Here is a 21,993-nt window from a genome sequence, read left to right on the forward strand (position 1 = left end):
CCGTCCCCTCTCATTTGGGAGAGGCTGAGAGTGATGTGTAAATTAAATGATAGTTATTATCATTATCACTCTTATTTGTTTATGTTAGCATGAGCCGCCTCGCACCCGGAAAGAAAAATTCGCTTTAAGGCCATGTAATGAACCGCAATTCTTTGTTGCTCAATCTCAGTTTACTCAAGACTCACCCTGCTTTTCGCGCCGTCTTCCTCGCCCGTTTTATCTCCATTGTTTCACTGGGGCTGCTGGGCGTTGCGGTGCCGGTACAAATTCAAATGCTGACGGGCTCGTCGTTACAAGTGGGCCTGGCTGTAACTCTCACGGGCAGCGCCATGTTTATCGGCCTGATGATGGGCGGGGTTTTGGCTGACCGACATGAACGTCGCCGCCTGATTTTGCTGGCGCGTTCTACCTGCGGCGTCGGCTTTATTGGCCTGACGATTAACGCCGCTTTACCTGAACCGTCGCTTGCGGCGATTTATCTGCTCGGCGTATGGGACGGGTTCTTTGGCGCGCTGGGCGTGACGGCGCTCTTAGCCGCAACGCCTGCTCTGGTCGGGCGTGAGAATTTAATGCAGGCGAGCGCGATTACCATGCTCACCGTGCGCCTTGGGTCGGTCATTTCTCCGATGATTGGCGGGCTGTTGCTGGCATCCGGCGGCGTGGTATGGAACTACGCCCTGGCTTCCGTCGGGACCTTTATCACTTTGCTGCCACTGCTGAGTTTGCCGAACCTGGCTCCCCCGCCGCAGGCACGTGAAAACCCACTGCTTTCATTGTGGAACGGGTTACGTTTTCTGGTAGGGCATCCGATTATTGGCGGGATTGCGTTAGTCGGGGCGCTGCTGACGATGGCCAGCGCGGTGCGCGTGTTGTATCCGGCGCTCGCAGGGCACTGGCAAATGAGCGCGGCGCAAATTGGCCTGATGTACGCCGCCGTTCCATTAGGCGCGGCGATTGGGGCGTTAACCAGCGGGCGCATCGCTCACCACGCGCGTCCGGGCATGATCATGCTGGCGACCGGCATTGTGGCGTTTATCGCTATTGGGATTTTTAGCCTGATGCCGATGTGGGGGCTGGGGCTGGTTTTCCTTGCGCTGTTTGGTTACCTCAGCGCGATCAGCTCTTTGCTGCAATACACGTTAATTCAAACGCTTACGCCAGACGGAATGTTAGGGCGAATAAATGGTTTGTGGACCGCACAGAACGTAACGGGCGATGCGATTGGCGCGGCGATTCTCGGCGGGCTGACCGTGGCGATGACGCCCGTTGCGGCGGCAAGTTCCGGCGGCCTTGCTCTGACATTGTGCGGGGTTGTGCTGGCGATTGTTCTGGTGCAGTTACGGCGTTATGACCAAGGTGCTGCGGCGGAGGCCGTATAGTTGACCCCACCCCAACCCACCCCTTTCCTGGGGAGGGAGCAGTTCACTCCTCCACCTGGCAAGGGGAAGGTTGGGAGGGGGGCATAAATTACTTACTGGCAAATAACTTGCTCATACGCTCAAGGATCTGCGTGGCACTGTAATAATCCAGACGGAACGTTTCGGTGCCCAGCGCGTAAACCTGTTTTTTCTGCACCGCGGGCAGGTGCGCGAGCAGCGGGTTAGTTTCCAGCGCAACGCTGTCTTTCTCATCGCTGGCAAACAGGAACAAGCTCTCGCCATTCAAACCTGCGGCCAGGTTTTCACCCCCTAACTGCACGATGTCGTGGCGCTTGCCCATGCTCTGGCTGGTATGAATCGCTGGAGGCAGAGTGGATAGCGTGAAACCTAGCTGCTGAAACAATTTCCCCTGCGCGGATTCTGTCGTCCAGAGATTCGCGGAACGAGAGGCCGCCGTGTAAACCAGCGCGGTGACCGGCTGCGGCGGCAGCGTCATATGCTGTTTGGCTTCGCTCAACTGCTTATCAAAACGGGCAATTCGTTCGGCGGCCTGTTTTTCGTGACCGGTAATTTGCCCGAGCTGCGTCAGCAACTGCTGCCAGCTTTTATCGTCGTAATTGATGATAAGCGTTGGGGCGATGGCGGAAAGTTGATCATAAAGGGCGAGGGCGGAATCGCCGCCGGTGGCGCTAATCAGAATCAGGTCGGGCATTTGCGCGGCGACGGCTTCGGCGCTGGCTTCGCCAATATATAAGCGCTGTACGTTACGGGCTTTCGCCACCTCTCCCCACTGACGCAGGAAGCCTTGTGAGTCCGCCATACGGTTTCCTGGCGACGTTGCGCCGCTGGCGATAACGGGCGCATCGATGGCGAGCAGCGAGCCGGTTAACGTCACGCTGGTGGAAACAATGCGCTGCGGAGCCTGCTCAAGCGTGTGCGTCCCACGGCTATCGGCCACCGTCCGGGGCCAGTCTGCGGCGTGGGCAAGGCTGCCAAGAGCCAGCAATCCCAGCGCGGGAATTGTTAAAAAAAATTTTACCTGTGTTGACAGCATGTACATTTCTCTTTAGGTTACGACTCCGAAAAGCAAATGATAATCATTATTACTATCTTTTGTCATGTTTTAACGGAGGACGCATGGAAACGTTACTGGCGCCACAGTCACAAGAGAAATCGCTAACCCATCATGCAGATAGCTTTTTCTTTATGTCGCCTTACCGCAGTTTTACGACGAGCGGCTGTTTTACTCGCCTCGATAGCCCGGCGCAGGACGGTGCAAACCCCGCTGGTCGCCTGCAAACCCAACTGCGAGAAGCCTTCGAAAATGCCAAAAAACACGGCATTGAAAATCCAGTCGTGGTGGGTGCAATTCCGTTCGATCCCAGCCAACCCTCCGCGCTGTTTATCCCTCAACGCTGCCAGACGTTTTCTCGCGCCCAATGCCAGGATGACGCCCGCCAATTTGTGGCCGGAAAGGCGATGAATATAGCCGCACGCCAGGCGATTCCTGAGCAGGAAAAATTTATGGAAATGGTGGCGCATGCCGCCGCCGCTACCTCTAAACCGGATATCGATAAAGTGGTGCTTTCGCGCCTGATTGATATCGAAACGGATGCACCAGTCGATCTTGATGCGCTGCTCAACCGCCTGATTAGCCAGAATCCAACCAGCTATAACTTCCATGTTCCCCTGCCGGACGGCGGCGCGTTAGTCGGCGCCAGCCCGGAATTACTGCTACGCAAATCGGGCAAGAACTTTAGTTCTTTACCGCTGGCAGGCTCGGCGCGACGCGACAAAGACAACATCCAGCGTGACAGTGAAATCGGTGCACAACTCCTGCGCTCAACTAAAGATCGCCATGAACACGGCCTGGTGACGCAGGCGATGCAAACCGTATTGCAGCCGCACAGCCAGTCTTTAGTGCTTTCTGATACGCCAGAACTGATCACCACCCCGACGCTATGGCATCTCGCCACGCCAATCTATGGGCAGATTAAAGACCCGCAGGAGAATGCGCTTTCGCTTGCCTGCTTGTTGCATCCAACCCCTGCGCTGAGCGGCTTCCCGCATGATGTAGCACGAAAACTCATTGCTGAACTGGAGCCATTTGACCGCGAACTGTTTGGCGGCATTGTCGGCTGGTGTGACGCGGAAGGTAACGGCGAGTGGGTGGTGACGATTCGCTGCGCCCGCGTTGGCGGAAAGCACGTTCGCCTGTTCGCCGGAGCGGGCATCGTGCCGGCCTCATCACCGGAATCAGAGTGGCGCGAAACTGGGGTAAAACTCTCTACCATGCTTAACGTATTGGGACTTAATTAATGGCGATTCAATTCACCCGTTGGCCGGAGAGCCTGGCCGCACGCTATCGCGAAAAAGGTTACTGGGCAGATTTGCCGCTGACCGACATTCTTACGCGCCATGCCCATAACGACTCGCTTGCGCTGATAGAAGGCGAGCGGCATTACAGCTACCGCGAGCTGGAAATGGCCTCGACGCGCCTGGCCTGCGCATTACAGCGCCGTGGCCTGCGTAATGGCGAAACCGCGCTGGTGCAGTTGGGTAACGTTGCGGAGCTGTATATCACGCTGTTTGCGCTGCTGAAAATTGGCGTTGCGCCGGTTAATGCGCTATTCAGCCATCAGCGCACCGAAATGGAAGCCTACGCAAAACAGATAGAACCGGTGGTTCTCATCGCCGATCGCAAACACAATTTGTTCGCCCATGATGACTTCCTTGATGCGCTGTGCCAGCAAAATCCCTCCCTGCGCATGGCGGTATTGCTTAACGAAAGCGACCGCGAGCGTTCGCTGAGCGCCATGATCAACGAGCCGGAAGATAATTTTGTCGCCACCCCGAGTGCTGCCGATGAAGTCGCGTTCTTCCAGCTTTCCGGGGGCAGCACCGGCACGCCAAAACTCATTCCGCGCACCCATAACGACTACTACTACAGCATTCGCCGCAGCGTCGAAATCTGCCGCTTTGATACCCATACGCGTTTTCTGTGCGCTATCCCTGCGGCGCACAACTACGCCCTGAGTTCGCCGGGTTCGCTGGGGGTATTTTACGGCGGTGGCCGTGTAGTGCTGGCGAACGACCCGAGCGCCACGCTCTATTTCCCACTTATCGAACGCCACCAGATTAACGTCACCGCGCTGGTGCCGCCTGCCGTCAGCCTGTGGCTACAGGCGATTGGCGAGTGGGGCAGCAATCACTCCCTTGAATCGCTGGAACTGTTGCAAGTCGGCGGCGCGCGCCTGAGCGAAGCCCTGGCGGCACGCATTCCGGCCGAAATTGGCTGCCAGCTCCAGCAGGTTTTTGGCATGGCGGAAGGGCTGGTGAACTACACACGTCTTGACGACGACAACGAACACATCTTCAAAACCCAGGGCAAACCGATGTGCCCGGACGACGAAGTTTGGGTTGCCGATGAATACGGGAATCCGCTGCCAGCGGGTGAAGTCGGCCGCCTGATGACGCGCGGGCCTTACACCTTCCGGGGTTACTACCGCAGCCCGGAACACAACGCCCAGGCCTTTGATGCCAAAGGTTTTTACTGTTCTGGCGATCTGATTTCTATTGCCGAAGACGGCTACATCACGGTGCAAGGGCGCGAAAAAGATCAGATCAACCGCGGGGGGGAAAAGATTGCCGCCGAGGAGATCGAAAACCTGCTGTTGCGCCATGAAGAGATCGTGCATGCCGCGCTCGTTTCCATGGAAGACACCCTACTGGGGGAGAAAAGCTGCGCGTTTATTGTAGGTAGCCGCCCGTTCCGCGCTGTGGAAATTCGCCGCTATTTGCGTGAGCTGGGCATCGCCGATTTCAAACTGCCGGATCGCATTGAAATTGTTGAAAGCCTGCCGCTTACCGCCGTGGGCAAAGTGGACAAAAAACGTTTGCGCCAGTTGATTGCTGATAAGCAACTGGCTTCCTGATTGACGGAGAAATTATGGCTATTCCAAAACTGAACGCATACACCTTACCGACGGCTGCTGACATCCCGGAAAGCAAAGTGCAATGGGCTTTTGAGCCAGAGCGCGCCGCCTTGTTAATCCATGATATGCAGGAATATTTTATCGATTTTTGGGGTGATAATTGCCCGATGATCCAGCAGGTCATCGATAATATTGCCTCCCTGCGTCAGTACTGCAAAGCAAACGGTATTCCTGTTTATTACACGGCGCAGCCGAACAATCAGAGCGATGAAGATCGCGCCCTGCTAAATGACATGTGGGGCCCTGGGTTAAACAAACATCCTGAGCGCCAGAAAGTGGTCGCCGCCCTGGCACCGGACGAGCACGACACCGTGCTGACCAAATGGCGCTACAGCGCGTTTATCCGCTCGCCGCTGGAACAATCTCTGAAAGAAACCGGGCGCAACCAACTGATTATCTGCGGTGTGTACGCCCACATCGGCTGCATGACCACGGCAACCGACGCGTTTATGCGTGATATCAAACCGTTTATAGTGGCCGACGCGCTGGCGGATTTCAGCCGAGAAGAGCACATGATGGCGCTGAAATACACCGCCGGGCGCTCCGGGCGCGTGGTGATGACTCGCGATTTACTGCCGGAAGCTGCCCCGCAAAACAAACAGCAACTGCGTGAGTTAGTGCTGCCGTTGCTCGATGAATCCGACATTCCTGAAGACGACGAAAACCTGATTGATTACGGCCTGGATTCGGTGCGCATGATGGCGCTTGCGGCGAAATGGCGCAAAATCCACGCGGACATCGACTTTGTGATGCTAGCGAAAAATCCGACTATCGATGCCTGGTGGGCGCTGCTCTCAAGGGACGTTCAGGCATGAAAAATGAATTTACCGGCAAACGCGTCTGGGTGACAGGCGCGGGAAAAGGTATCGGCTATTACACCGCGCTTGCGTTCAGTGAGGCAGGGGCGAAGGTCATTGGTTTCGATCTGGCGTTTCCGCTGGAAAATTATCCTTTCGTGACCGAAGCCCTGAACGTGGCGGATGCCGGGGAAGTTGCAGCCGTCACGCAGCGTATTTTAAGCGATGAACCGCAACTGGACGTGCTGGTTAACGCGGCAGGCATTTTGCGCATGGGCGCAACAGATGCGCTTGCGCTGCAAGACTGGCAGGATACTTTTGCGGTTAACGTTGGTGGGGCGTTCAATCTGTTCCGCGCGGTGATGCCGCAATTGCGCGCGCAGAGTAGCGGGGCGATTGTGACAGTTGCTTCCGACGCCGCACACACGCCGCGTACGGGCATGTCCGCTTACGGGGCATCAAAAGCGGCGCTGAAAAGCCTGGCTTTAACCGTTGGTCTGGAATTAGCGCCGTTCGGCGTGCGCTGTAACGTGGTTTCACCGGGGTCAACCGATACCGATATGCAGCGTACGCTCTGGAAAACGCCGGATGCGGAACAGCAGCGTATTAAGGGGTTCCCGGAACAATTCAAACTGGGCATTCCGCTGGGCAAAATCGCCCGTCCGCAGGAGATCGCCAGCACCATTCTGTTCCTCGCCTCACAACACGCCAGCCACATCACTTTGCAGGATATTGTGATTGATGGCGGCGCTACGCTTGGAGCCTGAATGCGTATCTGGAAAAGAGAGTTAACGCTTGAGGCGTTAAACAAAACCAGCGAGGGAACGCTGGTTGGGCACCTCGGCATTATCTACACGCATCTGGACGATGACAGTCTGGAAGCGGAAATGCCGGTGGATCATCGCACTCATCAGCCGTTTGGTTTATTGCACGGTGGGGCATCGGTGGTGCTGGCGGAAACGCTGGGCTCGATGGCGAGTTTTCTGACGACGACAGAAGGGCAGTGCGTGGTGGGAACGGAAATTAATGCCAGCCATCATCGCGCCGTGGCGTCGGGTACGGTGCGCGGAGTGTGCAAACCGCTGCATCTTGGTAAGACATCTCAGGTCTGGGAAATTGCCATTTTTGATGCGCGCGGCAAGCGCTGCTGTACCAGTCGTTTGACGACGGCGACGCTGGGGTAACCCCACCCCCACCCAGCCTCCCCCTTGCCAGGCGGAGGAGCTAACTGCTCCCTCCCCTGAAAAGGGGAGGGCTGGGTGGGGTCCGGTTCGTAGATACCCCCCCGCAAAGTGATCCCCTTAACAAGCTGATGTAAAGACCTGGTCAAACCACTCCATTCTGCTGTTTCAATATTGTTAAATCTGCAGCCTTGTTCTAGAACAAAACGGTAACACCCTCTGCTTCTGGCCTGACACATGGAAAACAATTATGAATAACCCAGGGAAACACCTTGTCTGGGCGGTGCTTGCACTGATCGGTGCATTCGCGCTCGGCTACATCGCACTTAATCGTGGTGAACAGATAAACGCGTTGTGGATTGTGGTGGCCTCAATCTGCGTTTACCTGATCGCGTATCGTTACTATGGCCTGTTTATCGCTAAACGTGTCTTAACCGTTGATGCCACGCGTATGACGCCCGCCGTGCGCCATAACGACGGGCTTGATTACGTTCCAACCGACAAGAAAGTGTTGTTCGGTCACCATTTTGCCGCGATTGCTGGTGCAGGGCCGCTTGTGGGGCCGGTGCTTGCTGCGCAAATGGGGTATTTGCCTGGCATGCTCTGGCTACTGGCGGGGGTGGTTTTGGCCGGTGCGGTACAAGATTTTATGGTGCTGTTTGTCTCAACCCGTCGCGACGGACGCTCGCTGGGCGAACTGGTGAAAGAAGAGATGGGCAACACCGCGGGCGTTATCGCGCTGGTGGCCTGTTTTATGATCATGGTGATCATCCTTGCGGTGTTGGCGATGATCGTGGTGAAAGCCCTGACCCATAGCCCGTGGGGAACCTACACCGTCGCGTTCACCATTCCGCTGGCGCTGTTTATGGGCGTCTACATCCGCTATCTGCGCCCAGGGCGCATCGGTGAAGTGTCGGTCATCGGGCTGGTGATGTTGGTGTTCGCTATTATCTCTGGTGGATGGGTGGCGGAAAGCCCAACCTGGGCGCCGTACTTTGACTACACCGGCGTGCAACTGACGTGGATGCTGGTGGGCTATGGATTTGTCGCCGCGGTACTGCCGGTCTGGCTGCTACTGGCGCCGCGTGATTACCTCTCAACCTTCCTGAAAATCGGCACCATTATTGGGCTGGCGATCGGTATTTTGATCATGCGCCCAACCCTGCAAATGCCGTCCCTGACCAAATTTATCGATGGTAGCGGCCCGGTGTGGAGCGGCGATCTGTTCCCGTTCCTGTTTATCACCATCGCCTGTGGCGCGGTTTCTGGCTTCCATGCCCTGATTGCCTCCGGCACTACACCGAAAATGCTGGCTAACGAAAACCAGGCCTGTTTCATCGGCTACGGCGGCATGTTGATGGAGTCGTTTGTGGCGATTATGGCGCTGGTTGCGGCCTGCGTTATCGACCCGGGCGTCTACTTCGCGATGAACAGCCCGATGGCGGTTCTGGCTCCGGCTGGCACTACCGACGTTGTGGTTTCGGCGGCAAGCGTGGTCAGCAGTTGGGGCTTCCAGATAACGCCTGAAACGTTAACCAACATTGCTAACGAAGTGGGAGAGCAGAGCATTATCTCCCGTGCGGGCGGCGCCCCAACCCTTGCGGTGGGTATGGCGTACATTCTGCACGGCGCGCTGGGCGGCCTGATGGATGTCTCATTCTGGTATCACTTTGCCATTCTGTTTGAGGCGCTGTTTATCCTGACAGCGGTGGATGCCGGGACGCGTGCCGCACGCTTCATGCTGCAAGATTTGCTCGGCGTTATCTCACCGGGGCTTAAACGCACCGACTCGCTACCGGCGAACTTACTGGCAACCGCGCTTTGCGTAATGGCGTGGGGTTACTTCCTGCACCAGGGCGTTGTTGACCCACTCGGTGGGATCAACACCTTATGGCCGCTGTTTGGTATCGCCAACCAAATGCTGGCGGGCATGGCGCTGATGCTTTGCGCGGTGGTTCTGTTCAAAATGAAGAGACAAAAATACGCCTGGGTGGCGCTGGTGCCAACGGCCTGGCTGCTGATCTGTACCCTGACAGCAGGCTGGCAAAAAGCGTTCAGCGCGGATGCGAAAGTGGGCTTCCTGGCTATCGCGAATAAATTCCAGGCGATGATCGACAGCGGCAATATTCCTGCGCAATACACCAAATCGCAGCTTTCTCAGCTAGTGTTTAATAACCGTCTGGATGCCGGGCTGACCATCTTCTTCATGGTGGTTGTGGTGGTGATTGGTCTGTTCGCGATTAAAACGGCGCTTAAAGCGCTGAAATCGGACAATCCAACCGCGAAGGAAACCCCTTACGAGAAAATGCCTGAAAACTACGAAGATATAGTGGCGCAGGCGAAGAGCGTGCATTAATCGGTAGCTGTAGCTGGGAATTAGGGCCGGCTTAAATGACCCCCACCCAACCTCCCCCTTGTCAGGGGGAGGAGCAAATACTCCCTCCCCTGGAAAGGGGAGGGCTGGGGTGGGGTCTGTCTGAACCCAAACTAAACACTGGAGTCACCATGTTCGACACTCTCGCAAAAGCCGGAAAATACCTCGGGCAGGCCGCAAAACTGATGGTCGGCGTGCCGGATTACGACAACTACGTGCAGCATATGCGGCTGACTCACCCTGAGCAGATGCCGATGACGTACGAAGAGTTTTTCCGCGAGCGTCAGGATGCGCGCTACGGCGGCAAAGGCGGCGCTCGCTGCTGTTAATCTAAGGAATCTGACATGAATCAAGCGGTATCTGTCACTTTGTTAACCGGTTTTCTTGGCTCAGGCAAAACCACGCTTCTTAACTATTTTCTCGCACATTCCGACAATCAGCCCGTCGCCATTCTTGAAAACGAATTTGGTGCGGTTAACATCGACGGTGCGCTGCTCAGAGGCGGGGAAAACGTCAACGTTGTGGAACTCAGTAACGGTTGCGTGTGTTGCAGCGTGCGCGGGGAATTTACCGCCGCACTCAGAGAAATGCTCGAACAACGCGCAGCAGGCCAGCTAAATTTTGAGCGCTTAATCGTTGAAACCACCGGCCTTGCTGACCCCGCACCCATCGTCCAAACCTTTTTTGTTGATGAACATTTGCGAGACGCATTGCGCCTGGATGCGGTCATCGCTCTGGCAGATGCGGAGCATATTTCTCGCCAGTTGGACGAACATGCCGTTGCGGCATCGCAGCTTGGTTTTGCCGATCGAATCTTGCTAACCAAGGCCGATCGTGTAGACGAAGAAACAAAACAGCAGGCGCTGGAACGGATCCATCGAATCAACAGCAAAGCGGATCTTTTTGAGATCGTGAACGGGGAGTGCCCGGCGGATCTCTGGCTCGATCAGAATGCTTTTGAACTCACCGATACTATCGACCTGGCGGCGGGTTTACGTGTGATCCGGGCGGATAACAACCATCCCGTCAGTTTTCAGCCCTTCCGAAAAGCCTCGGCAAAACGCTCCTGGGACGATGCGATTCAGGCGCATGTTTTCGACGCCGGAATGCTGGACGTGAAAAAAATTGGGGCGTTTATGGAAAGCGCAATCGCGCGTTTTGGTAATGACATGCTGCGCTACAAAGGCGTGCTGGCGATTGCCGACCATCCGCAGCGCCTTATCGTACAAGGCGTGCATAAAGTGGTGGGGTTTGATTACGGCTCGGCGTGGCATCCCTCTGAATCACGCGTTTCCCGGCTGGTGATCATTGGCCGCTACTTGCCGATTGACGAGCTGCGCCGGGAATTTGCTGCAACGGCAATTTGATTGATGTGATCTCAAACACGTTTTTTATTTCTCATGCATAAAGCGGTTGTGCGAAACGAAACAGTGTGTTTGTATAAATTTCGACGTAAAAACGCGTAACTCATATTCAGGACCCAAATGACTACATTCACTCGCAACACTGGCCTACTACTAACCGCGCTACCAGCCGCGGTGGTCGTCGTGCGTGTGGTGGTGGTCGTCGGCAATGCGCCGTAGGGTCTGAATCAACGCATCGATTCCAAAACCCCGCCGGCGCAAACCGGGCGGGGTTTCTTGTTTTAGTCCCTCCGGCCAAAAGCGAAACGGCATAAGAAGAAGGACTGGAGCATGGCAATCTCGGAAAACCCACCGCAAGCACACCGTATTACGGGGGCGCAGTTAATTCTGCAACTGCTTGAGCAGCATGGCATTACCACCATCAGCGGTATTCCCGGTGGCACGGTTCTCCCGCTCTACAACGCACTCAGCCAAAGCAAAAAGATCCGCCATATTCTGGCGCGCCACGAACAGGGCGCGGGCTTTATGGCGCAGGGCATGGCTCGTACGCAGGGTAAAGCGGCGGTCTGTATTGCCTGTAGCGGTCCTGGGGCAACAAACCTGGTAACTGCCATCGCCGACGCGCGTCTCGACTCCATTCCGCTGGTGTGCATTACCGGCCAGGTGCCTAAATCAATGATTGGCACCGATGCGTTCCAGGAAGTCGACACCTACGGCATCTCCATTCCCATCACCAAACACAACTACCTGGTCCGCGATATTAGTGAGCTGCCGCAGGTTATTTGCGACGCGTTCCGCATTGCCGAGTCTGGCCGCCCAGGCCCGGTATGGATTGATATTCCAAAAGATGTGCAAACCGCTGAAATCGACATCAGCGAACTGCCGCCCGTTTCTGCACTGACACCTGCGCCACAATTTGACGCCCAACAAATTGCCGATGCTGCCGCCATGATTAACCAGGCGCAGCGCCCGGTGCTGTACCTCGGCGGCGGGGTTATCAATGCTCACGCCAACGCTCGTGTTCTGGCTGAAAAAGCCAACCTGCCAACGACCATGACGCTGATGGCGCTCGGCACCATTCCCGCTAAACACCCGCTGTCACTGGGTATGCTGGGTATGCACGGCGCACGTAGTACTAACTTTATTTTGCATGAAGTCGATTTGCTGATTGTTCTGGGGGCACGTTTTGACGACCGGGCGATCGGTAAAACCGAAGAATTTTGCCCGAATGCGAAAATTATTCATGTCGATATCGACCGCGCTGAGCTGGGTAAAATCAAGCAGGCCCATATCGCTATTCGCGGTGATGTCGGCGAAGTTCTCGAACAGTTACTGCCAAAAATCGACGCCCAGCCACGCGCAGCCTGGCTGCAACAGGTGGCGGGTTTGCAGCAAGAATTCCCGTTCAGCATGCCTGGCGTTGACGATCCTTTAACCCCGTACGGTTTGATTCGCGCAACGGCCGAATGCGTGGATGACAGCGCGATTATCACCACCGATGTGGGCCAGCATCAAATGTGGGTCGCGCAAGCATATCCGCTGAACCGCCCGCGCCAGTGGCTGACATCGGGTGGGCTGGGCACCATGGGCTTCGGGCTGCCCGCGGCTGTAGGGGCCGCTCTGGCAGAACCGAATCGCAAAGTGCTCTGTTTTACCGGCGACGGCAGCATCCTGATGAACATTCAGGAAATGGCGACCGCGGCGGAACATAATCTGGATGTAAAAATCATCCTCCTGAACAACCAGGCGCTGGGGCTGGTGCATCAGCAACAAACGCTGTTCTATCAACAAAATGTCTTTGCAGCGACCTACTCCGGGCAGACGAATTTCCTGAAAATTGCCGAAGGTTTTGGCCTGGAAACCTGCGATCTGAATGGTGCAGAAAACCCGCAGGCGGCGCTGCAAGAAGCGATTTCACGCCCTGGCCCTTGCCTGATTCACGTGCGCATTGACGCCGGTGAAAAAGTATTCCCGATGGTGCCACCAGGCGCTGCCAACATTGAGATGATTGGAGAGTAATCCATGCAACAACTAACCGTTATTCTGGAACTTACGGTGCGCAACCATCCGGGCGTGATGTCTCACATTTGTGGCCTGTTTGCCCGCCGCGCATTTAACGTAGAGGGCATTCTCTGCCTTCCATTACCCCAGGGCGACCAGAGCCGCATCTGGCTACAGGTGGCCGACGACCAGCGTCTTGAACAAATGATCAGCCAAATCGACAAACTCGAAGATGTGGTGCAAATCAAGCGCGATGCCGATGGGGCGGGGGTATTCGGGAAGCTGACGGCGTTGGTTCAATAGAGAATATGTGATGGTGGATAAACGGCCTGGTTTATCCACCTCATTTGTAATGTCTGACGCACTCTTTCCTGCAACGTTTCTTCATTTTTTCACAATTCTGAAAGCATCTCGCAAAACAATAAGTTGATTAAAAAAAAGACATTCCATTTTCAGGAATTCAGGGTAGATTTGCCTGCGTAGCGATAAAACGCATAAAAAGTGAGCTTGGCGGATGCGTTCCTGTGGCATATGCTATGGCATAGGCCATTCAATGCCAGGAGGGATTATGGAACGTATCGCAAAGCTTTTTAAAAACGGCAGGAACCAGGCGGTGAGGTTGCCCGTGGAGTTTGAGTTTGATACCGACAGGGTTTATATCCGTAAAGACAAGGAGGGAAACGTGATTCTTTCGAAAAACCCAGCTAAACCAGAAGGATGGGACAATGTTTTCGCTTTAGTGAAGAAAGCGAAAGTCCCTGAGACATTCCTTGATGAACAGGAACGTAACCAGGGTATTGAGCAGCGAGATCCCTTTGCAGGAATGGACTGATCATGTACATGCTTGATACCAATACGGTGAGCTATCTTTTCCGTCAGCACCCTAAAGTGATGGAAAATCTCGCCCAAACGCGGCCTTTGGAAGTCTGCATTTCAAGTGTTACGCAAGCCGAGTTGTTGTATGGCGTGGCTAAGCGTCAGAGCAAGAAGTTAAATGCCGCAGTGCAAAGTTTTCTGGAAACAGTCTCGGTCTATCCGTGGGATAGCGAAGCGGCAAAAAGCTACGGCCAGTTACGAGCCGCGATGGAAAAGAAAGGCAAAGTGATGGGGCATCTTGATCAGCTTATTGCGGCACATGCCCTAAGCCGAAACGCGACACTTATCACCAGCGATCGTGCCTTCACTATGGTAACGCGTTTGCGAGTCGAGGACTGGACGCACTAGCTTAGCTTTTGAAGCTGCACTCCATGTGTTCGGTAGGGTGCAGACGATGTGCATCGATTTATTCATTTTATTTTTTTCGCCACAAGGATTGTTCTGAGTTGCCAGGCAAGCCCGTATTCAACTTCTATACTTGATGTTCGTGTCAATAAATAGGAGCGATTACATGACCATTCATAAGAAAGGACAGGCTCACTGGGAAGGTGACATTAAACGCGGCAAAGGGACTGTTTCCACCGAGAGTGGCGCGTTAAAAGAACAGCCTTATGGTTTTAACACGCGTTTTGAAGGTGTTCCTGGCACCAATCCTGAAGAGTTAATCGGTGCGGCACACGCAGCTTGCTTCTCAATGGCGCTCTCGCTAATGCTTGGCGAAGAGGGCTACACGGCGGAAAGTATCGATACCACAGCCGATGTCTCGCTGGATAAGACTGACGGTGGTTTTGCTATTACCAAAATTGCGCTAACCAGTAACGTTAAAGTTCCGAATGCGGATAGCGCGGCGTTCGATAAAATTATTCAGAAAGCCAAAGCCGGTTGCCCGGTATCGCAACTGCTTAAAGCTGAAATTACCCTCGACTACAAACTCAACTAATCCCATTCCCCGGCAAACGCTGTCTCCGGTGCATTCCGGCGGCAGCGCTGCGCCTTTGACAGGGTAATCCTGGCTGGTCAGAAGCCTGATGCCATGGCCTGCGGGGAAAGCATCTCTTTCAGCCCTTCGCGTACCAGCAACTCAGGGCTGATGTCCGCAATAGATTTCGCGCCGGTTAGCGTCATCGCAACGCGCATCTCTTTTTCGATTAAGTTCAGCAGATGGGTAACGCCGGCCTGGCCATGAGTGGCCAGAGCGTACAGATAAGCGCGGCCCAGCAGGCAGGTGTCGGCGCCGAGCGCAATCATGCGTACCACATCCAGCCCGTTGCGAATGCCACTGTCGGCAAGAATAGCGATATCGCCTTTCACCGCGTCGGCAATGGCGGGCAGGGCGCGGCACGATGACAGCACGCCATCAAGCTGGCGACCACCGTGGTTTGACACCACAATTCCATCCGCCCCAAAACGCACCGCATCTTTAGCATCTTCCGGGTCGAGAATGCCTTTGATGATCATCGGGCCATCCCAGAATTCGCGAATCCACTCCAGATCGCTCCATGAAATCGACGGGTCAAAGTTATTCGCCAGCCAGCCAATATAATCTTCAAGCCCTGTCGGTTTTCCGAGATAGGTAGAGATATTGCCTAAATCATGCGGGCGACCGTTCAGACCCACGTCCCAGGCCCACTGTGGATGCGTGACTGCCTGCCAGTAGCGGCGCAGCGCGGCATGTTGCCCGCTCATGCCAGAGTGCGCGTCACGATAACGCGCCCCCGGCGTAGGCATATCGACGGTAAACACAAGCGTCGAGCAACCCGCCGCTTTGGCGCGCTCAAGCGCGTTGCGCATAAAACCACGGTCTTTCAGCACATAAAGCTGGAACCACATCGGGCGGTCAATCACAGGCGCAACTTCTTCGATAGGGCAGACGGAAACGGTGGAAAGCGTAAACGGAATGCCTTTTGCCGCCGCCGCTTTGGCCGCCTGAACTTCACCCCGTCTGGCGTACATTCCGCATAAACCGACCGGAGCCAGGGCTACGGGCATCGATAGCGTTTCATTAAACAGTTTGGTTTCAAGGCTTAGAGCGGACATATTTTTTAGCACCCGCTGCTTCAACGCCACCTGCGCCAGGTCATCAACGTTGCGGCGCAACGTATGTTCGGCATAAGCCCCGCCGTCAATATAATGGAACAGGAAGGGCGGCAGAATGCGTTGGGCGGCGGCGCGGTAATCAGTTGCGGCAGAAATAATCATTAATTTTTATCCCTTGTTACGTCGGTATCTTCATCGGGCAGGCGGCAGATTCGTGCCTGCCTGGCTTCGTCTTCATGCAGGGTTTTAATGGTGGAATGGACAAACCCGAGGTGTGTTTTTGCCGCGCGACGCGCGCGCTCCGGGTCGCCTGCCAGAATGGCCTGCAACAGTTCATTATGCTGTTCGGTGAGTCCCGCAAAAATCGCGGGGACGGTGTACATGCGCTGGCGGCTGTGCATAACAGAAGATTGCAGCAGGTCGAAAAAACCGCGCATCGTCTGGAGCAGCACGATGTTGTGCGAGGCTTCGGCGATGGCGAGGTGAAAACGCACATCGGCCTGAGCCGCCAGATCCGGGTCGTCGCTCTCTTTGAACTTTACGGTGGCATCAAAGCAGGCGATCAGCTTCTCTTTATCCGCAGGCGTAGCGCGCATTGCGGCGTACCAGGCGGTGCTGGCTTCAATCGCATGCCGCGCCTCTAAAATGTCGTAACGATAGTTGGGATCGTCTTCCACCAGGGTTTTCAGCGGTTGCACGATGCGTTGTTCAGACCAGGCCTGAACCTCATACCGCACAAACGTACCGTCGCCTCGGCGGCTTATTAACACGCCTTCGCTGATCAGTTTTTGAATGGCTTCGCGAATAGATGAGCGCGAAACGCCCATCTCAGCAGCAAGCTGGCGTTCGGCGGGCAAGCGCATACCCGCCTCCAGTTTAAGCTCGCTAATCAGGGCTTTTACGCGCTCGACCAGATGGTCGGCCAGGCGTGGCTGCGTGGTCATCAAGGAATCATCCAGGTCAGAACGTAAGCCTGAAGTGTGGTAATCACGCCCACCATGCAGGTGAAAATCAGACTATGTTTCACGGTGAAACGGAACAGATCCGACTCTTTCCCCACCAGCCCAACGGCGGCGCAGGCGATGGCGATAGACTGTGGCGAAATCATTTTGCCCGTCACGCCACCCGTGGTATTCGCTGCGACCAGCAGCAAATCAGACACGCCAATTTGTTGCGCGGTCGTCGCCTGGAGTGCGGCAAAAAGCGCATTTGACGAGGTATCAGACCCGGTGAGGAACACGCCCAGCCAGCCGAGGAAGGGAGAGAAGAAGGTAAACGCGTGGCCGGTGTGAGCCAGCGCCAGGGCAAGTGTTGCCGACAATCCGGAGTAGTTAGAAATAAAGGCGAAGGCCAACACCATGCCGATGGAGTAAATCGGCAGCGCCAGTTCTTTCAGCGTTTCCCCGAATGTCTCGATGGCCGCCTTCGGCTTCATGCGCAGGTAAACAATGGAAATCAGTGCGGCGACCAGAATTGCGGTACCGGTGGCAGAGAACCAGTCAAATTTATAGACCGCCGCATAGGCCATGCTTTGCGCTACAACCGGCGGCATTTTAGCGACCATTTTATCGAGGAACGGTACGGAAACGTTAAATACCCAATCGGCCAGCGCACCGCCTGGAGCAAACAGTGCTTTAAACGGTGGAATGCTCCAGAGAGTGACGGTCGCGGTCAGGAAGATAAACGGCATCCAGGCGCGAACCACCTGGCCTAATGTGTAGTTTGTACGGGCCAGTGTTTGGTCGGTTACTGATGCGCCAACGTCGCCAAAGCGGAAGATGCGAACCGGCTTCCAGATGCGTAAAAAAGCGGTCAAACAAACCAGAGAAACCAGCGAGGAGATAATATCGGGCAGTTCCGGGCCTAAGAAGTTAGAACTGAGGAACTGCGCAATCGCAAAAGAACCACCGGCAACCATCACCGCAGGCCACGTCTCTTTAATCCCGCGCCAGCCATCCATAATCGCCATAATCCAGAACAGCACGATAATCGTCAGGAAAGGCAACTGGCGACCCACCATCTGGCCGATTTCAAAACTGTCCAGGCCGGTGACCTGGCCCGCCACAATAATCGGAATACCCATCGCGCCAAAGGCAACCGGCGCGGTGTTCACAATCAGGCAAAGACCTGCGGCGTAGAGGGGGTTAAAGCCGAGGCCAACCAGTAATGCGGCGGTGATTGCAACCGGCGCTCCAAACCCTGCGGCCCCTTCCAGAAACGCGCCGAAAGAGAAACCGACAATCAGCATTTGCAGCCGTTGGTCTGGCGTAATGGACAGAATTGATGAGCGGATAATGTCGAACTGCCCGGTTTTTACCGAGATTTTATAGACGAAGACGGCGGCGATGATGATCCAAGCGATCGGCCATAAACCGTAGAAGAAACCATAAACCACCGACGATAACGCGCGATCGAAGGGCATGCGGTAAAAAAAGAGTGCCACTAACAGTGCGAGCCCAACGGTAATGGTTGCGGCAGTGTAGCCCTTCATGCGCAGTTTAATGAGTGCGAAAAAGAAGAAAATAATCGGAATAGCGGCGATGAGGCTTGATAGCCAGATGTTACCTGCGGGGTTGTAGACTTGTTGCCAGACTTGCATGCAGGACTCTCCAGAACGTGATGTGCTTATTATTATTTCGCCAAATTGGTCGGACCAACTCTGCGATGTAGGGTAATTGAGCTTTAATGGTTAACTTTGTGTTAATTGATGGCAATATTTATGTTGTTTTTTTTGCCGTTATGCACAAAGTGGTCACGTTTTTGGTGGGATTGGTAGGACCAATGGGAGAGAGGGGGATATCAATCATGAACACTAACCCTCTCCCGAAAGGGAGAGGGTTAGTGTGAAGGGGAAAACTAAGACACCTGCGGCTTCAACGCCATCAACCGCCAGCGCCCAACATCCGCAGCAATAAACATCACCAGGCTCACGCCCATCACCGGTAGGCACCAGCCGAGCACGGCGCTTATCAACAGCACGGCAACACGCCAGAACATCGGCAGCGCAAGCCAGGCCGCGCTTAGCGTTTGCACGGGACTGGCCGATATGGCAGGCCGCCGCAGCCACCACATCCGGTAACCAAGGATGATCATCGCACATAAACCCAGGCCGAACGCCGCGAGCAATAGCTGATTCGGTAGCCCGAACAGCACCCCCATGTGCGCATCAATTCCCCAGCGAGTGAGTTTGGCTACCATCGAGAAATCAACAAAATACGTACGGTCGATAACCTTGAAACCATTGGGATCGATCGCAACGGTATCGACATGCGTTGGCCAGGCGCGATCAATTTCCGTCACCGTCCAGGCTTTATCCGCTGAACGAGGAGGACGAATCTCGGTTTTACTCGACTCGAGCCCGGCTGTGCGAGCGGCATTTAATACGCGATCCCATGCGTTGTTATCTGTTTCAGGCATCGTCATGCCAGGCATCATGGCGTGATGTTCGGCGTGCGTGTCGTGGTGCGGGTGGCCGGTTTGCGGCGCAAGCGCCGTATTTACCTGTGGCGTCAACCAGCCCAGGGAGCTACGCATTTTATCAATATTACTGCCTGCCCATTGTGACCAGCTCAGGCCAGTTGCCGAGAAAAACAGCAAGCCAAGCAGCAACGTGGCACCCAAAGTGATATGCCAGTGTCGGGCTTTTCTTTGCGGGGTTTTTCGTACTTTTCGCACTCTTTTTGGGCGTGATGTTAGCCAGAGCACCACTCCACCCAGAGCGGCTACCCATAGCCAGGATGCCGCAAGTTCGCTGTAGATCCTGCCTGCATTTCCCAGCAGTAACCCGCGGTGGAACTGGTCAATCCAGGTGCGCAGCGGCAGCACGCCGCTGGTGCCGTAAACCGTCATGTCGCCCTGAATGTTCAGTGTCGAAGGCGAGACAAAAATGGCTCGGGATTCGGATTCACCCAGCTTGGAATCGACAAACTGCACACGTGTTGTATCCCCAGGTTGAGGCGCAGGGCGTACCGCATAAATACGCGCATCTTCGCCAATATAGCGCTGGGCCGCCGCTATTTGGTGTGAAAGCGAATGAGCAGCGCCATTTTCCTGAGTGTGTAAAGCATCGTGATAAAGCGCATTTTCAATTTGCGGCGTCAACACATACAACGTGCCGGTAAGCGCAGCGATGAAAATAAATGGCCCGACGAACAGCCCCACGTAAAAATGCAGGCGACGCAAAAGCGTCAGCAGCGCGCCACGAAGGGCGAGCTGAGAGTGATTCACAGACATGATTATCCTCTGAAAGCTGTGACGTTAAATGTTGTTTTTATTAACGAGACGGCTTGACAGGCGGGGCGCGGGGCTGTGATTTGGCATCAATATGTTGAGCCAGAAGTGGGGGAATAATCGGCGGCGGCGGTGCGCGTGAAATTCGCCACTGCAGCCAGATAAAAGGGATGAAAAGCCAGATGATAAGCGGAATGTGTAGCAGCAGTTGGCAGTATCCGCAGGCGATATCGTCCATCACCGAGGCACCCATACCCGGCATCAGGTACGTGGACGCGGGCATCTCCATCGACCCCATATCCATTACTACGTGATGATGAGCGTGGCTGCTTATCTCTGTCACACGCGGGTGCTCCAGTGATTTTGAAATCACCGGGGCGATAAACAACATCAGCATCGCCAGCAGGGCGATCGCCGAAGGCCATGTATGGCGTGACAGAGAAAAAAGGGATGACAATCGTGCAATCCAACGCGCTAAAAATGAGATGCGCGATTGTACACTTTTGGGCATAAATTGTGGGAGTTACTCACGTGCGGCCTGAATAAAAGGTGGCGGGTGGCACTTCGTTTACCCGCCCTACATCAACGTTGTAGCCGTGACGTTGAAGTCGGGTGGTGTTGCCGTTTACCCAACCTACAAACAGCCATTGTAAGGGGGATAAGCGACAGCACCATCCACTGATTTCACTACGCTCTGAGCGTCGACATATCAATCACAAAACGGTATTTCACATCGCTTTTCAGCATCCGCTCGTAGGCTTCGTTGATCTCCTGCATATCGATCATTTCAATATCAGAAACAATGCCGTGTTCGCCGCAGAAATCGAGCATCTCCTGGGTCTCTTTAATCCCCCCAATACAGGAACCGGCAACCGAACGGCGGCCTAGAATCATCGGCAGGGTACTGACTGGCGGTTCAATATTTCCCAGCAGGCCGACGTAAACCAGCGTTCCGTCAAGCGTGAGCGTTGGCATATACGGGTTGATATCGTGATCGTAAGGCACGGTGTCGATAATCAATTCAAATTGATTGTGTACCGCGGCCATTTGCGCGTCATCGGTTGACAGCACAATATGGTGCGCCCCTAAACGGCGAGCGTCTTCCTCTTTACTGGCCGAACGGGTGAACAGCGTCACTTCTGCGCCGAGCGCATTAGCCAGTTTTAGCGCCATATGGCCCAGGCCACCGAGCCCGATAACCGCCACTTTACTGCCTTTTCCCACATTCCAGTGGCGCAGCGGCGACCAGGTCGTAATGCCCGCGCACAGCAGCGGTGCCGCACCTTTCAAATCCATCCCTTCCGGCATCTTCAGCACAAAATCTTCAGAGGCGACAATCGCCTGAGAATAGCCGCCGTAGGTGGGTTGATGATCGTGACGATCGACACCGTTGTAAGTCTGGACGTTACCTTCTTCGCAATACTGCTCAAGGCCTTCTTTACACGGATGGCAGGTGCGACACGAGTCCACCATACAACCGATTCCCGCGTAATCTCCCGGCTTAAATTTGGTGACGTTACTGCCTACAGAAGCCACGCGGCCAACCACTTCATGCCCCGGCACCAGGGGATAGGTGCTAAACCCCCAGTCATTACGAGCCTGATGTAAATCCGAGTGGCACACGCCGCAATACATCACTTCAATGACCACATCATCAGGACGCGCTTCGCGTCGCATAAATTCGAATGGAGCAAGTGGAACTTCTGCGGACTGTGCCGCATAACCGAGTACTTTCATCGTCATGTCTGTTCTCCGGATT

At 55.0% G+C, this 21,993-nt stretch carries 21 protein-coding genes and 1 pseudogene; 15 read left to right on the forward strand and 7 right to left on the reverse strand.

Features of this window, described 5'->3' with window-relative positions; all coding sequences use genetic code 11:
- Positions 1–137 precede the first annotated feature (137 nt).
- A complete protein-coding gene (gene entS, locus AB1E22_RS14695; protein ID WP_367595975.1) occupies positions 138–1,379 on the forward strand; it encodes an enterobactin transporter EntS in 1,242 nt (413 codons plus the stop codon).
- A gap of 88 nt (positions 1,380–1,467) precedes the next feature.
- On the opposite strand, the gene fepB is transcribed toward entS, so the two are convergent.
- The gene (gene fepB / locus AB1E22_RS14700; RefSeq protein WP_367595976.1) at positions 1,468–2,433 is read right to left on the reverse strand and encodes a Fe2+-enterobactin ABC transporter substrate-binding protein; all 966 of its coding nucleotides are present in this window, start codon (positions 2,431–2,433) and stop codon (positions 1,468–1,470) included.
- Between the two features lie 83 nt (positions 2,434–2,516).
- Here fepB and entC point away from each other — a divergent pair, with 83 nt between their 5' ends.
- The 14 genes from entC (at position 2,517) to AB1E22_RS14770 (ending at position 14,907) form a co-directional block, all read left to right on the forward strand.
- Entirely contained in the window at positions 2,517–3,698 is a 1,182-nt protein-coding gene (gene entC / locus AB1E22_RS14705; RefSeq protein ID WP_367595977.1) for an isochorismate synthase EntC, read from the forward strand.
- The gene (locus tag AB1E22_RS14710; protein WP_367595978.1) at positions 3,698–5,314 is read left to right on the forward strand and encodes a (2,3-dihydroxybenzoyl)adenylate synthase; all 1,617 of its coding nucleotides are present in this window, start codon (positions 3,698–3,700) and stop codon (positions 5,312–5,314) included. Before entC ends, AB1E22_RS14710 begins: the two co-directional genes overlap by 1 nt.
- A 14-nt stretch (positions 5,315–5,328) precedes the next feature.
- The gene (locus tag AB1E22_RS14715) at positions 5,329–6,189 is read left to right on the forward strand and encodes an isochorismatase family protein (protein ID WP_367595979.1); all 861 of its coding nucleotides are present in this window, start codon (positions 5,329–5,331) and stop codon (positions 6,187–6,189) included.
- Entirely contained in the window at positions 6,186–6,938 is a 753-nt protein-coding gene (gene dhbA / locus AB1E22_RS14720; RefSeq protein ID WP_367595980.1) for a 2,3-dihydro-2,3-dihydroxybenzoate dehydrogenase, read from the forward strand. The genes AB1E22_RS14715 and dhbA overlap by 4 nt, the downstream gene beginning before the upstream one ends.
- Positions 6,939–7,355 carry a proofreading thioesterase EntH gene (gene entH / locus AB1E22_RS14725; protein ID WP_367595981.1) on the forward strand — a complete coding sequence of 139 codons (417 nt, stop codon included), beginning with the start codon at positions 6,939–6,941 and terminating at the stop codon, positions 7,353–7,355.
- A gap of 247 nt (positions 7,356–7,602) precedes the next feature.
- Positions 7,603–9,708 (forward strand): pyruvate/proton symporter CstA, encoded by a 2,106-nt coding sequence (gene cstA / locus AB1E22_RS14730; RefSeq protein ID WP_367595983.1) that lies wholly within the window; start codon positions 7,603–7,605, stop codon positions 9,706–9,708.
- A 149-nt stretch (positions 9,709–9,857) separates the two neighbouring features.
- The gene (locus AB1E22_RS14735) at positions 9,858–10,055 is read left to right on the forward strand and encodes a YbdD/YjiX family protein (protein WP_367595984.1); all 198 of its coding nucleotides are present in this window, start codon (positions 9,858–9,860) and stop codon (positions 10,053–10,055) included.
- Positions 10,056–10,070: 15 nt separating this feature from the next.
- Positions 10,071–11,093, forward strand: coding sequence for a CobW family GTP-binding protein (locus AB1E22_RS14740; protein WP_367595985.1), 1,023 nt, complete (start codon positions 10,071–10,073; stop codon positions 11,091–11,093).
- A gap of 117 nt (positions 11,094–11,210) precedes the next feature.
- A complete protein-coding gene (gene ivbL / locus AB1E22_RS14745) occupies positions 11,211–11,309 on the forward strand; it encodes an ilvB operon leader peptide IvbL (protein ID WP_074388597.1) in 99 nt (32 codons plus the stop codon).
- A 111-nt stretch (positions 11,310–11,420) separates the two neighbouring features.
- On the forward strand, positions 11,421–13,109 hold the full coding sequence (ilvB, locus tag AB1E22_RS14750; RefSeq protein ID WP_367595986.1) for an acetolactate synthase large subunit: 1,689 nt from the start codon (positions 11,421–11,423) through the stop codon (positions 13,107–13,109).
- Positions 13,110–13,112: 3 nt separating this feature from the next.
- Complete coding sequence (gene ilvN, locus AB1E22_RS14755) at positions 13,113–13,394, forward strand: acetolactate synthase small subunit (protein WP_367595987.1); 282 nt, start codon at positions 13,113–13,115, stop codon at positions 13,392–13,394.
- Between the two features lie 265 nt (positions 13,395–13,659).
- A complete protein-coding gene (locus AB1E22_RS14760; protein WP_367595988.1) occupies positions 13,660–13,923 on the forward strand; it encodes an antitoxin in 264 nt (87 codons plus the stop codon).
- A 2-nt stretch (positions 13,924–13,925) separates the two neighbouring features.
- Positions 13,926–14,315, forward strand: coding sequence for a type II toxin-antitoxin system VapC family toxin (locus AB1E22_RS14765; RefSeq protein WP_367595989.1), 390 nt, complete (start codon positions 13,926–13,928; stop codon positions 14,313–14,315).
- A gap of 163 nt (positions 14,316–14,478) precedes the next feature.
- Positions 14,479–14,907: an OsmC family protein gene (locus AB1E22_RS14770; protein WP_367595990.1), complete on the forward strand. Its 429-nt coding sequence runs from the start codon at positions 14,479–14,481 to the stop codon at positions 14,905–14,907.
- 77 nt (positions 14,908–14,984) lie between these two features.
- On the opposite strand, the gene lldD is transcribed toward AB1E22_RS14770, so the two are convergent.
- From lldD to AB1E22_RS14800, 6 genes and pseudogenes are all read right to left on the reverse strand, one after another.
- Complete coding sequence (gene lldD / locus AB1E22_RS14775; RefSeq protein ID WP_367595991.1) at positions 14,985–16,166, reverse strand: FMN-dependent L-lactate dehydrogenase LldD; 1,182 nt, start codon at positions 16,164–16,166, stop codon at positions 14,985–14,987.
- Positions 16,166–16,948 carry a transcriptional regulator LldR gene (gene lldR / locus AB1E22_RS14780; protein WP_367595992.1) on the reverse strand — a complete coding sequence of 261 codons (783 nt, stop codon included), beginning with the start codon at positions 16,946–16,948 and terminating at the stop codon, positions 16,166–16,168. The genes lldD and lldR overlap by 1 nt, the downstream gene beginning before the upstream one ends.
- Complete coding sequence (lldP, locus tag AB1E22_RS14785; protein WP_367595993.1) at positions 16,948–18,603, reverse strand: L-lactate permease; 1,656 nt, start codon at positions 18,601–18,603, stop codon at positions 16,948–16,950. Before lldP ends, lldR begins: the two co-directional genes overlap by 1 nt.
- Positions 18,604–18,890: 287 nt before the next feature.
- Positions 18,891–20,237 (reverse strand): annotated as a pseudogene (locus AB1E22_RS14790) (PepSY-associated TM helix domain-containing protein); the annotation flags it as partial.
- Positions 20,238–20,277: 40 nt separating this feature from the next.
- Complete coding sequence (locus AB1E22_RS14795) at positions 20,278–20,691, reverse strand: DUF2946 domain-containing protein (protein WP_367595994.1); 414 nt, start codon at positions 20,689–20,691, stop codon at positions 20,278–20,280.
- Positions 20,692–20,921: 230 nt separating this feature from the next.
- Entirely contained in the window at positions 20,922–21,977 is a 1,056-nt protein-coding gene (locus tag AB1E22_RS14800; RefSeq protein WP_367595995.1) for an NAD(P)-dependent alcohol dehydrogenase, read from the reverse strand.
- Positions 21,978–21,993: the final 16 nt, after the last annotated feature.

Origin of the sequence: Buttiauxella gaviniae, from assembly GCF_040786275.1 — a bacterium.
In the GTDB taxonomy this organism is placed as follows: domain Bacteria; phylum Pseudomonadota; class Gammaproteobacteria; order Enterobacterales; family Enterobacteriaceae; genus Buttiauxella; species Buttiauxella gaviniae_A.